Origin of the sequence: Roseibium sp. FZY0029, from assembly GCF_036350355.1 — a bacterium.
Taxonomy (GTDB): domain Bacteria; phylum Pseudomonadota; class Alphaproteobacteria; order Rhizobiales; family Stappiaceae; genus Roseibium.
The window spans coordinates 18111-30150 of record NZ_JAZDVZ010000018.1; the positions used below are offsets into that span (position 1 = coordinate 18111).

The 12040-nt window shown below is 52.6% G+C and carries 8 protein-coding genes and 1 pseudogene; 4 read left to right on the forward strand and 5 right to left on the reverse strand.

Features of this window, described 5'->3' with window-relative positions:
- Window positions 1–187: 187 nt before the first annotated feature.
- On the reverse strand, window positions 188–3412 hold the full coding sequence (locus V1T76_RS28780) for a beta strand repeat-containing protein (protein ID WP_330564103.1): 3225 nt from the start codon (window positions 3410–3412) through the stop codon (window positions 188–190).
- A gap of 1293 nt (window positions 3413–4705) precedes the next feature.
- On the opposite strand from V1T76_RS28780, the gene V1T76_RS28785 reads away from it, so the two are divergent.
- Together V1T76_RS28785 and V1T76_RS28790 are read left to right on the forward strand one after the other, a co-directional pair.
- Window positions 4706–6394, forward strand: a complete 1689-nt coding sequence (locus V1T76_RS28785; RefSeq protein WP_330564104.1) for a type I secretion system permease/ATPase — start codon at window positions 4706–4708, stop codon at window positions 6392–6394.
- A 2-nt stretch (window positions 6395–6396) separates the two neighbouring features.
- Complete coding sequence (locus V1T76_RS28790) at window positions 6397–7725, forward strand: HlyD family type I secretion periplasmic adaptor subunit (protein WP_330564105.1); 1329 nt, start codon at window positions 6397–6399, stop codon at window positions 7723–7725.
- A gap of 70 nt (window positions 7726–7795) precedes the next feature.
- Here the strand turns inward: V1T76_RS28790 and V1T76_RS28795 are convergent, their stop codons facing one another.
- Both V1T76_RS28795 and V1T76_RS28800 read right to left on the reverse strand, forming a co-directional pair.
- The gene (locus tag V1T76_RS28795) at window positions 7796–8437 is read right to left on the reverse strand and encodes a hypothetical protein (RefSeq protein WP_330564106.1); all 642 of its coding nucleotides are present in this window, start codon (window positions 8435–8437) and stop codon (window positions 7796–7798) included.
- Window positions 8438–8681: 244 nt separating this feature from the next.
- Entirely contained in the window at window positions 8682–9386 is a 705-nt protein-coding gene (locus V1T76_RS28800; protein ID WP_330564107.1) for an IS6 family transposase, read from the reverse strand.
- A 183-nt stretch (window positions 9387–9569) separates the two neighbouring features.
- On the opposite strand from V1T76_RS28800, the gene V1T76_RS28805 reads away from it, so the two are divergent.
- A protein-coding gene (locus V1T76_RS28805) for an IS3 family transposase (RefSeq protein ID WP_442970201.1) occupies window positions 9570–10699 on the forward strand; the annotation gives its coding sequence in 2 pieces (ribosomal slippage) (window positions 9570–9843 and window positions 9843–10699; 1131 coding nt in all).
- 59 nt (window positions 10700–10758) lie between these two features.
- On the opposite strand, the gene V1T76_RS28810 is transcribed toward V1T76_RS28805, so the two are convergent.
- The gene (locus V1T76_RS28810; protein WP_330564111.1) at window positions 10759–10890 is read right to left on the reverse strand and encodes a hypothetical protein; all 132 of its coding nucleotides are present in this window, start codon (window positions 10888–10890) and stop codon (window positions 10759–10761) included.
- Between V1T76_RS28810 and V1T76_RS28815 the strand changes: the two are divergent.
- Window positions 10843–11124: pseudogene (locus V1T76_RS28815) on the forward strand (IS30 family transposase); the annotation flags it as partial. The gene V1T76_RS28810 and the pseudogene V1T76_RS28815 overlap by 48 nt on opposite strands.
- Window positions 11125–11239: 115 nt before the next feature.
- Here the strand turns inward: V1T76_RS28815 and V1T76_RS28820 are convergent.
- The gene (locus V1T76_RS28820) at window positions 11240–11839 is read right to left on the reverse strand and encodes an NUDIX hydrolase (protein WP_330564110.1); all 600 of its coding nucleotides are present in this window, start codon (window positions 11837–11839) and stop codon (window positions 11240–11242) included.
- Window positions 11840–12040 lie beyond the last annotated feature (201 nt).

The window sequence follows — 12040 nt, forward strand, 5'->3', positions numbered from 1 at the left end:
ATAACTGCGGAAGTCGACACGTATTGTCGCCACCGCTGCAGTCAGCCTCGCCGACACGCCTGCCCTCCAAACGGATTGTCATTCGTTTGATAGGTATCTCAGGGCGCATGGTCTCAGCATTCACCACTCAAGTATGAGTACTATTTTTGAGGTAGCAGAGTATAATTAAGAATAAGCCGCCTCTGCGCTAGAAAACAAAATCGTCGTTGGAGAGGAATCCAGAATTCAGCAACAAAATAGACATTTCCGCTATCTCATCATTGTCGACATTCATTTCAAGCAGAAGATTAGCCCCATACTGCGTCTGACGGATCTCACCGGCCGAAAAACTATTGTCGGTATCTAGCGCGAAGGCTTGATTGCCGGCAGACACCAGATTCGCATCAATCGAGGCCAGATAGATCGTGTCTTCTCCGATGGTGAAGTCGAGGATCCTGTCCCGCGTCAAGCTCGAAGATCCGCTGTCTGTGAGCGCCGAAAAGACGAACGTGTCATTTCCCGCAGCGCCGGTCAGATAGTCGGCTCCTCCATCTCCCTTGATTGTGTCATTGCCTGTCGACGCATTGATCCGGTTAGATCCGCCATTTCCAATGATTACATTGTCGAGTTCGTTACCACCAGCGTTGATATTGCCTGTCCCTAAAAGCGTCATCCGCTCGACATTGGCATCCAGGTTCCGGCTGACTGCCGTGAGCACCGTGTCGATGCCGTTACCCGCCGCCTCGCCGACAACGTCACCAGCATCATCGACCACATATGTATCGTTTCCGCCATACCCGAACATCCGATCCGCACCAGCCCGGCCGTTCAAGGTATTAACCGCAGCGTTGCCAAGAAGTGTATTATCCAATTCGTTTCCAGCAAGGTAAAGTGCCGCGGAACTCCAGATCTGCCCATTTTCGACATTCTCTGCCAACGTTAAGCTGACTGTGGTCCGAATAATATCTGTGCCCTCTGAAGTAATTTCGACAACTGTGTCATTTACTGAGTCGACGTAATAGGTGTCATTTCCGGCCCCGCCTGCCATATTGTCGTTGCCTGTTCCACCATTAAGGGCGTCATTGCCGGCAGCTCCCACAAGTGTGTCATTACCGCTGTCGCCTACAATGACATCATTGCCGCTTCCACCATTCATGATATTATTGCCAGCGTTGCCAACCATCGTGTTGTTTAGGTTGTTGCCGCCAGCATTAATGTTCCCACTCCCCAACATCTGCAGGTTTTCCACGTTCGCAGCCAAGTTAAGGGATACCAACGTTTGAATGGTGTCGTCACCTGCGTTGAGACCTTCGCCAACCAAGTCGCCTGAATTCTCGACGATATATATATCGTCTCCAGTTCCGCCAAACATCCTGTCAGCACCACCACGGCCATTGAGGATGTTATTACCAATGTTGCCAACGATCGTATTCGCCAGTTCGTTACCGGCAATGAAAGTTCCAGCAGTTCCCGTCAAAATACCGTTTTCTACATTGGCAGCCAGGGTCAAGCTGATGGAAGTGTAGACAAGATCAGTCCCTCCCGCAGTGTCCTCAACGACCACGTCACCTGAACTATCGACATAAAATGTGTCATTGCCCAAGCCACCGGTCATGGTGTCGTTTCCATCCCCTCCAGAAAGGATGTCGTTGCCCGACCCTCCGTTTATGATGTCATTGCCACCGCGACCATCGAGAGTTTCGTTAGCGCCTGATCCTGTGATTGTATCGCCAAAATCATTCGAACCGCGAATGATCTCGATGTTGCTGAGAGTATGGGAAAATGAAGTGCCGTTGAAAAGTCCAGTCGCTGTTCCGGCCGAAAGGTTGACTGTCACCGCTCCCATGCCGTTGCGGTCGAAGCGGACCATATCGGTGCCGCCACCACCATTCACAGTATCGTTGCCACCGCGCAGGATAAACCGTTCGTCACCGCTTCCACCGGTGAATGTATCGTCGAAATCAGTGCCACGGATTTCGTTCAAATTCACCAATGTATCTACACCGGTGCCTGCCCCGGTCACCGTACCGCTAACACCATTCCCATCATCACTAATATAGGTAATACCGGATCCAGAATTATTGCCATCGGGACGATAATCAGCGCGCACAAATCCCGCTCCGGAATTAGTGATCGTGTCGTCTCCACCTCTGCTAGCAATACCCGTGAACTGATCAACAAGACCATTAACCGTAAAGCTGTCACCGAAAGATGTCCCTTCGAAGCCATTCCCGCCGATATCGTAGTCAAGATTCCCGAGGCCCAAAATCGTGTCGGTACCATTTGCGCCTTTGAACACGCTGGCACCCGTTCCGGAAACCTGCACGGTAATGTCGGCATCCAGATCATGATAACCAATGTACACACCAATTCCGGTTTCGACGTTTATTGTATCGTCGCCAATGCTACCGTTGACATAGTTGTCGCCGCTGCCGGTAAAAATTATATCGTTGCCAGCCCCACCATCCAACTCATCATCCCCACCAGCGCCACGCAGCGTATCGTCGCCATCGAAACCGATTATCCGATTATTGCTGTCGTTGCCGATAAGAAGATCCGCGAAGTCTGTACCCCGCACGCGTTCAACGCTGACGAGCGTATCAGTATCGCCAAAGCCGTCGGTCGCGATGCCGGTTGCCAAATTAACGGTGACACCACTTGTGCCTCCATTGTTCGCATCGCGGTCATACCGCACCTCGTCAGTTCCGCCACCGCCGTCAAAGAAATCGTTGCCACCAAGTCCGCGAAACATGTTATTATTGTCGTCACCGTTAACAGTATCGACAGCATTTGTTCCGCGAACCGCGTCAACTCGACCAGTGAACGTATCGGTGCTCCCGCCTGGATCTATAATTGTCCCCGCGGCCCAGTTGACCGTAATTCCACCGCCAGACAAATCGCTGTAATTTATTTGCGTGTAACTGGATGTCGTACCGGCATTGATCGTATCCGCGCCATCTCCAGGCGAGATGAAATAGTCACCAAGCCCCAAGGCATAAGAATCTGCACCTGCCGACCCCACGACGTCAATAGGTGCCTCAAACGGCACAGCCGTGCCGTCGTAATTGATCGTGTAGGCATCAAAGATTGCGTTAAAGGCCGCATAGTCGCCGCCAGTGTCGATGTCCTCGAGGGCGGACTGAAGCGCTACCGCTAAAATCGACAGACCTGTAACTCGAAGAACAAGGTTGCTGCCATCCCAAAACTCCAACTGGCTTATGGTCCCGGACGTCGCTGATTCACCGCTATTGAATGTCGGCGTGCCGTCATAGGCAAAGCCAGTTCCGGTTAGTCGAATCTCAATTGCGGAAGACGGTCTCTGCAGCACAGCAGACGTGGTTGTACCAGAGATAATAGTCGAGCCAGCGAGCTCTATGTCAAAAAGCTCATAGACAGAACCCGCTTCGAATTGTGTGAGATTTGCAACCGGCATGACGCGTCCCCCAATCAAATACCTGATAATAATATAAAATCCGAATCTTTAAGCCAAACGCCGAAAAATATTCGACATCGGCTGATCTCATCGTATATCACTAAATTGCTTTTAAAAATGCAAGTTTAAAGGATTAAGAGTTAATTAATTTTAATCAATATATTGATATTATTGGTTTTTTTGCAGCCTTAACACCCAACCGGAATACCCAAAGGTGTCAAACTTTGCTTCGCTGTGTTGCAATGTTTCTGATTTCAGTTGCATTGCCAAACTTTGCAGGTCAATTTTGACTGGTTATTTTGGCCACAGCAGGATTGAAGATTTGATAAATTTCAAATAGCAAATACTATGAGACCTGTCTCTAGGCCGTGTAATTCTTCGCTCACTAAGCAGTATCCCATCTCAACCTGGAAGATATCATGGTCGAACAAGGTGTCGATTTAGATTATGAGAAACTCGGGAGATAAGTGCAGAAATGTGCCGGTGCTATTGTCAAAGAAGCACTTCACCAGAAAACTGCGACGCAGGGTCCGAGAGGAAACGACGATACCTACGTGAAGATTAAAGACCAATGAGCCTATCAGCATTTCGCAACTGACAAGGAACAGAGTTCACATGATTTTAAATAATCACGAAGCTGCAGGCAAAGCATATTTCGCGAAAGCAATTTGCAATTCATACTGGCCGCACAAGATTGTTATTGACAAAATGGGCCTAATACACGTGATTTGTTCAACAAGAACACCCGCAAGTGATGGTTGTTTGCCGTGCAATCGACCAAACCTCAATGAGCATAATGCGGTAGGTTCAAAGTATTCACGCAGAAACACGCTAGCTCGGATTTGCCTTTCAAATAGTTGGATTCAGCAACAGTAGATTTAGTTGGGAATGAACTACACATAATGATCCAGACAGATCAATTTAACCAATTAAGGAAATCTACCGCGATTCAATTCACTGGATAAGTATTTCAGCCAGATAGGCTTTCTGAGGCACACATATACTTTGCAACAGAACCCAGTGGAATAGGCAATTGCAATGAATAATGACTATACCTTCATCACACTTCAAAACGTGTTCATTAACTAGTTATACCCAGACAACTTCCAGTTGGTATAATCGAAACTGAGCGTGTCTGACACATCAGTCACGACATTACATTATGGCACGTTTTAGTACCCTATTTTTCACGCGGATCCGCTTCGGCTGGCTCCCCAAAGACCTTTGAAACCCATGTCAAACTCCAAGCAATCTTCTTCTGGTTCCCAGGCGTCGAGGGAGAACCCAGTTACCTTGGCCTTCCGCCCGGTCTATGCGGCCTTTTGGGGCGTCGCGGTCGTCAGCTTCGTGATCAACATCCTGATGCTGACCGGACCTGTCTTTATGCTTCAGGTCTACGACCGTGTGCTTGCCAGCGGATCCATTCCGACACTTGTTGCGATCGGTGCGCTGGCCATCGTGCTCTATGCTTTTTACGGCCTTCTTGAGGGTGTGCGCAGCAGGCTTTTGGCCCGATTGGGGCAGCGGGTCGATGCAAGACTGTCCGGGATCGTCTACCGCATCTCGAATGTCCTTCCGGTACGCCTGGGACGCAAAGCTGCCAAACTGCGTCCGGTGCAGGATCTGGATACGGTAAGGCAATTCCTGTCCGGACCTGGGCCCGCGGCCATTTTCGATATTCCGTGGCTGCCGCTGTATCTCGGGATCGTATTTCTGTTTCACCCGGTCCTTGGGTTTGTGGGGCTTGGCGGCGCCTTGGTGATCGTTGTCCTGATCGCCTTGAATGAATTTATGTCCAGGACGCCGGCACAAGAAGCTGCCAGCCATGCAGGGCGCCGCTCCGCTGATGTAGAAATCGGGCAGCGGAATTCCGAGGTCGTTACTGCGATGGGCATGCAGGATGCCCTGACATCCCGATGGGAGACGCAGAACGGCGACTATCTGGCAACACAGCGCCGAGCTGCCGACCGCACCGGTCTGTTCGGCACAGCGATCAAAACCATCCGCTTCATTCTCCAGTCAGCCATTCTTGGTGTTGGCGCGTGGCTGGCAATCAAGCAGGAAATTACACCCGGCGTCATGATTGCCGCATCCATCATGACCTCGAGAGCACTGTCGCCTATCGAGCAGGCTGTCTCCCAATGGCGCGGGTTTGTTGCCTGCCGCCAATCTTTAAGGCGTTTGCGTGAGGTTTTGTCGGTTGCCGAGACCGAGGCCGACAAGATGGATCTGCCGTTGCCGACAAAGAAGATTTCCGTTGAGCAGGTGTTTTGCGGCCCATTCGGCGAGACCGTGCCTTTTGTCCAAGGTGTATCGCTCGACCTTGAGGCCGGGGAGGGCCTTGGAGTGATCGGTCCTTCCGGATCCGGCAAGTCTACTTTTGCGCGGGCTCTGGTGGGCGCTCTCGCGCCACTCAAGGGTGTCATTCGTTACGACGGGGCCGAGCTTGGCCAGTGGCCGAGCGCGAAACGCGGAGAGTTCATTGGCTATCTGCCTCAGGATCTTCAGCTCTTTGATGGCACCATCGCCGACAACATTGCCCGGTTCCGAACAAATGCATCGCCTGACCTCATCATTGAGGCGGCACAGCTGGCTGATGTGCACGATCTGATCGTCGGCCTTCCGGAAGGCTACAACACTGTTATTGGCCGCAGCGGCCGCATGCTGTCTGCCGGGCAGCGGCAACGTATCGCGCTGGCGAGGGCGCTTTATGGCAATCCCTTCCTTGTCGTTCTGGATGAGCCGAATTCCAACCTGGATGCAGAAGGCGACGGAGCCCTGTCGGGAGCCATCAAGGCTATGCGAGACAAGGGATCCATTGTCGTCGTGATCGCCCATCGTCCAAGCGCAATTGCAATGGTCGACAAGATCCTTTGCCTGAAAGACGGCAAGATGGCCGGGTTTGGACCGAAGGACGAAGTGCTCAAGCAAGTGGTCCAGCCTGTTCCCAACACGCGCACCAGTGTCGGTGCGAGGGGATGACGATGTCTGATCAGATCAAGGCTCCAGAGCAAACCAGCTCTAGCAACGCCGATGACTTGTTGCGTCACACGGTGCGCAATCACATGCTGTTTGCGCTCCTGTTGACCATCGTCATCATCGGCGGAATCGGTGGCTGGGCAGCCTTTACAGAAATCTCCGGTGCGGTTGTGTCCTCCGGTACAATCGTCGTTGAGAGCAACATCAAACAGGTCCAGCACCGGGAAGGCGGAATTGTTCGTGATATCCGCGTGAAAAATGGTGACGTTGTTGAGGCCGGGGATCTTTTGATCAGACTGGACGACACGGTGACCCGCGCCAATCACGCGGTCATCACCAAACAGTTGACCGACCTGACTGCGCAGGAGTTGCGCCTTGCAGCAGAACGAGACGACCTGCGAGCCATTGAATGGCCTGAACAGCGTGTCGCCAGTCTTGGTGACGTTGAAAGGGGTCAGCAGCTTCTGCTGGAAGCTCGGCAAAATTCCAAGGAAGGCCGAAAGAACCAGCTTGAAGAGCAGATCCGTCAGTTCAACAAGCAGACCGAAGGCCTCGAAGCGCAAGTTGCGGCCAAGACATCCGAAATTGAACTGATCGGCGAAGAGCTTGGTGATCTCGGTGGCCTTCTGGACAAGCAGCTGGTGTCAAAGAGCCGCGTAACGGCACTTCGCCGCGAAAAGGCGCGTCTGGACGGGGAATATGGCAACCTGATTGCCCTGATTGCGCGCACCAGGGAAGCGATTAGCGAGCGGCAAATCCAGATCCTTCAAATCGAGGAAACTTACCGGGCCGAGGTCCTGGAAAACCTGCAGGAAGTCCGCTCCCGCATCGCCCAGCTTGAAGAACAGAAAATCGCGGCAGAAGACGAGCTGACCCGTGTCGATATTCTGGCCCCGCGCAACGGCTATGTTCACCAGCTCGCCGTCCACACGATTGGTGGTGTCATCGCTCCCGGTGAAACCATCATGCAGATTGTGCCGCGTGAAGACCAACTCATCGTGGAAACCCAGGTTCGGCCGGTCGATATCGATCAGATGTCCCCGGGCCAACACGCCAGGATTCGGTTCCCCAGCTTTGATCAGCGAACAACGCCGGAACTGAACGCGGATCTGCTGACCATCTCCGCGGATTTGAACCAGGACGAGCGAACGGGCATGAGTTTCTACGTTGCCCGGCTTGTGATCGATGAGAGCGAACTCACCAAACTTGGCGACCAGGCCCTTGTGCCGGGCATGCCTGTCGAGACGTTCCTGCAGACCGGTGACAGGACCGTGCTCAGCTACCTGGTGAAGCCGATACGGGATCAGATAGCTCATGCTTTGCGGGAGAGGTAAGTTATTTCCTTGAGTTCGATCTCAACGATACCGATCAGTGGAGCGTCGGGAAACCGAATTAGAAAGTTCCTTAGACCTGAATATCGATGGTCTGTGCCGATTGCGCTAATTCCAAAGCTTGTTGAGCGGAGGCAACATTCTTCTGAAGCTGCTCTTGCGACAAACCTCCGGTCAGGCTTTCCAGCCTGGTCAGGGTGTCACTAAATCCAGATAACCGTTCTTGCTTTTGAGCTTCGCTGCTTGGGACGGCGGCTACGTTAACAGTGATGGTACCATCCGGACGGAGGTCATATCGTAGATCATCTACAATGTACCCTTTCATACCATCCTCTGTGACGATATTGGCCCGGAGCGTTGAAATAAGTCTTCTGGCTTCCTCTGCTTCATCCCCCTCAAGAACTCGTGCCGGAACCGGATCGGTCTTCTCCAGGAAGGCGACTTGTTCCCTTAAAAAATCTCTGATCTTGGCTGAATTTTGGCGGCCTTTAGCTGTTATCAGCCTTAATTCAGCATCTGCCTTTGCTTGAAAGACAGAATCGTCTCTAGGAGATGGACTTTTGATTTCCTTGATATTTCCGGTCTGATCAATTCCACTCTCTACTTGCTCTTCCGGAGCTTGCTGGTCTGTCGTCAACGCCCTCACTTTTGCCGAAGCGGCCGCATGTTGCTGAGCAAGATTTACCGGCGATTGTATCGTGATGGAGGAGGCCATGTTCGCGTCCATATGATGCGTAGGGGTTGCATGATCATTCATAGACAACTTTTAATATAACAATAAGAAGAGCTGTTAGAGCTGGAGTACATTTTAATGAGCAATTTCGGCGGGGACCGATTTGCGCCACAGGTAACTGCCAAACAACCCAAACAATCCAATCGCACCTCCCCACGGGGATAGATCCAGGAACGGTGATGTCAGGTTAACGCGGAGGAGTGTGGATTCGACTGGCTTGAAGTGATCATACGGCGATCCCGGCCATGCCTTTCCAATGTGCGAACGCCCAGAGACGATGCAGGTGGATGTCGATGGCTGTCTTTTTCAGGTGGGTTGGAACGAAGAGATTTCGGACTGCGGAGAAGACGCTGATGAAACGTTGCAACGCGCCTGACGAACGGAACCGCTGCATAACCTGTTCCCGTTTTCGCAGTGGCAGGTGCGAATTTTCGGCTCGATTGTTCAACCCCTTGTGTGATCGATGCTCGACCGCCGGCATGATCTGGCGCCGTGCAGCACCATAGGAGCCAAGCTTGTCCGTGACGATGCGCTTGGGTACGCATCCCTGCTTCTTCATCAGCCGGATCAGAAGACGCTTTGCAGCCTTGGTGTTCCGGCGTACCTGGACGATCTCGTCGAGCACATAGCCGTCCTGGTCGACAGCACGCCAGAGCCAGTGTTTGCGGCCGCCGATTGTCACCACGACCTCGTCCAGATGCCATACATCCGTTGGGTTCGGCGCTTTGCGACGCAAGCGGCGAGCATAGTCTGGCCCGAACTTCTTTGCCCAACAGCGGATCGTCTCATAGGAAACGATAATGCCGCGCTCCAACAGCATTTCTTCTACTAGGCGCAGGCTCAGTGGAAACCGAAAATACAGCCAGACCGCATGGGCGATCACAGATGATGGGAAACGATGGCGCTTGTAGCTGACAGAACTGTGGCTCATGACCGCGAGAAATCCGCAAATGTTTCAGCTGCAGTTAACCTGACATCACCCCAGGAACACATCCGCAATCATAGGCGCAGGCAAGCAATCCTTACCGCATTTTAGAGCAAGCCCAGCTGAAGTGGTCCCGGAAATCCGGACAGGTTGCTAAGGTGTATCCCATTGATTTGAGGGGATTCGAGAATGGCGAAACGCCGGAATTTTTCGGACGCGTTTAAAGCAAAGGTCGCGCTAGAGGCATTGCGCGGTGACAAGACGATCCAGGAGATCGCAGCCAAGTATCAGGTACATCCGAACCAGGTGAGCACGTGGAAACGTCAGGCTGTCGAAGGCATGGCGGATGTGTTGGCCCGTGGAGGCAAATCCGAGGGTCCGACGGAAGCGGAGGTTAAGGAATTGCACGCCAAGATCGGGAGGCTGAGCGTCGAGAACGATTTTTTAGCGCAAGGGCTCAAGAAGTGAGCCCGGCAAAGAAGAAGGCGATGATCCGCCGGGATCATCCGGATCTGAGCATCAGCCAGCAATGCAAATTAGTAAAGCTGAGCCGTGCGGCGTTCTACTACATGCCAGTCGGGGTCAGCGGGGCAACGCTGGAGCTGATGAAGGCCATCGACCGGGCCTTCACCAAATATCCGTTCTTTGGAAGCCGACAGATTGCGGCCTATTTGCGCCGCGACGGTATCGTGGTTGGCCGCCAACGGGTTCGCCGTCTGATGGCGAAGATGGGACTGGAAGCGATCTACAAACGGCCGCGAACCAGCCAACCGCATCCGCAGCACAAGGTTTATCCCTATTTGCTGCGGGGCATGACGATCGGCCGGCCGAACCAGGTCTGGTGTTCGGACATCACCTTCATCCCCGTGAAACACGGTTTTCTGTATCTGGTTGCGATTATGGATTGGGCGACGCGGAAAGTCCTGAGCTGGCGGCTGTCGAATACGATGCACGCCGACTTCTGCGTCGAAGCCTTGAACGAGGCCATCGCCCGATTCGGACCGCCTGAAATCATGAATACGGACCAGGGATCTCAGTTCACTGGATCGGCCTGGATCACCACACTGACCGAAGCTGGCATACGCATCTCGATGGACGGTCGTGGCCGGTGCATGGACAACATCTTCATCGAACGGCTGTGGCGATCCTTGAAGCAGGAAGCGGTTTATCTCGAAGACCTGACCGACGGCTTCAAGGCGCACGGTGTCATTCGTAACTGGATGAAATTTTACAACACCGAACGGCCTCATTCAGCCCTTGAGCACAAAACCACGAGGGAGGCATATTGGGCTGACAGAAACCTGAAATTGGCGGCATGAAAACCAACCTGGATACACCTTAAACAAGCCGCTGACCTGTCCGGAAAACCAGGACCACTTCACTGGCCTTCGTCGATCGGTGTGCCGGCGTTCTCTGTGACGGCAACCAGCAGATCTTCCAGCGCCAGTTCCAGCTGTTCGATCTCACGTTCGATGGAGGAACCGAGTTTGTGGCCTGGCCGCATCTTCAAGCGGAAATCGGTACACAAACCTGGTTCTGTGATCCATCTGCTCCCTGGCAGAAAGGCACCGTGGAAAACGCCAACCGACGTGCCCGACGATGGCTTCCCCGCAAACTCAATATGAGCCGGGTCACCGATCTTGAGTTGAAAGGGATCTGTGATCGGCTCAATGCGACACCCCGGAAATGCCTTGGTTGGAAGACACCGGCCGAAGTCTTCAGGGAGAAGATGCTGGCGCAATGAGTGAACGCCCCCTACCCTTGCAATCCGCAGAAGTCGCACTTCAAGTATCGCTCACAGGACAAGGCGTATTACTCGAAGTGTGAGCGCGCAATGTCATTTGTGGACTCGCGCAACTTTACTTGGCACCTAGGCTGGGAACATCATAGTCTCTGCGAAATGGGGTGTGTTGCAGGTATGCCAATGCCAGATACAAGCAGGCGACACTGGAACTCTGTTTTAAGAAACCCGGATCTCGCACAGTTTCTAATGAATGTAACGACACCGAAATTTCCTCGTTGTCATCCAGACGTTGTTCCATGATTTTTACTGCATTTTCTACAAGATAATGATGAATTGTGTTGGTCTGCCGAGCAGCGTTTGCATAGGTGTAACCTACGCAAACGATCTGATCACCTCGGTAGCCAGTTTCCTCCAATAACTCCCTCACCGCGGCACTTTGTGGATCGGCATCGGAGGAATCTACTACGCCGCCGGGCAGACCCGAAATTACCGATGCGGCTCCGTGACGGTACTCGTTGGTTACAACAACCATCCCATCCAAGGTAAGCGCTAACACACACACGCTATCCGGCGCTTCCTGGATGTAAAAGGGCTCCACAATCGATCCGTCTGCGCGTTGGCAACAGTCTGCCCGCAAGTAGATCCATTGATCCTTGATCAGAGTCTTGCTCGAAACGACTTTCCAAGGCCTCACCGCACTGTCTTTTTGCACCATTACTGTATTTTACCTATCCTCCAGATGCTGTTCACAGTCCCTGCATCCTTGCACTCTCACTATTCGCTACCTGTTGAAAATCTTTAGCTTATAGCTGTGTTTCGATCTAATTGATCTAGAATACGAAGTCTTCATTTGTGAGCAGACCGGAGTTGAGCAGCAGGATGGACATCTCGGCAGCATCATCATTGTCCATGTTCA

What these genes read in the sequence shown, in the direction of transcription:
- V1T76_RS28780 (WP_330564103.1), bottom strand. Translation starts at nt 3,412, where the DNA reads ATGCCGGTTGCAAATCTCACACAATTCGAAGCGGGTTCTGTCTATGAG.
- V1T76_RS28790 (WP_330564105.1), top strand. Translation starts at nt 6,397, where the DNA reads ATGTCTGATCAGATCAAGGCTCCAGAGCAAACCAGCTCTAGCAACGCC.
- V1T76_RS28795 (WP_330564106.1), bottom strand. Translation starts at nt 8,437, where the DNA reads ATGGCCTCCTCCATCACGATACAATCGCCGGTAAATCTTGCTCAGCAA.
- V1T76_RS28800 (WP_330564107.1), bottom strand. Translation starts at nt 9,386, where the DNA reads ATGAGCCACAGTTCTGTCAGCTACAAGCGCCATCGTTTCCCATCATCT.
- V1T76_RS28820 (WP_330564110.1), bottom strand. Translation starts at nt 11,839, where the DNA reads ATGGTGCAAAAAGACAGTGCGGTGAGGCCTTGGAAAGTCGTTTCGAGC.